Genomic DNA, 351 nt, shown 5'->3' on the forward strand with positions numbered 1-351 from the left:
TTACCGCTTGGCGATAGACCTGCAGTGCTCTAACTAAAGAGACTTAAAGAATGGTGCGGAAGGAGAGACTTGAACTCTCACACCTTGCGGCGCCAGAACCTAAATCTGGTGCGTCTACCAATTCCGCCACTTCCGCATCAATTTTGTATTCATATCGCTGATTGGTAAAAGCGTTATGAAGTTGTAATGGCAGGCTACTTAGAGCCGAACCAGGGACAATAGATGAGGCATCAAAAGATGTTTATCCACTGAACCTATAAATAGTGGCAGGTCTACCTGGATTCGAACCAGGGAATGGCGGCATCAAAAGCCGCTGCCTTACCGCTTGGCGATAGACCTGCAGTGCTCTAA

General features: G+C 47.6%; 2 tRNA genes. Both read right to left on the bottom strand.

The window, feature by feature from the left end:
- Nucleotides 1-51: 51 nt before the first annotated feature.
- A tRNA-Leu gene (locus EJ063_RS20795) sits at nucleotides 52-136 on the bottom strand.
- Between the two features lie 128 nt (nucleotides 137-264).
- Nucleotides 265-339 (bottom strand) — tRNA-Gln (locus tag EJ063_RS20800).
- Between the last annotated feature and the right edge of the window lie 12 nt (nucleotides 340-351).

Origin of the sequence: Vibrio aquaticus, from assembly GCF_003970385.1 — a bacterium.
GTDB classification, from domain to species: domain Bacteria; phylum Pseudomonadota; class Gammaproteobacteria; order Enterobacterales; family Vibrionaceae; genus Vibrio; species Vibrio aquaticus.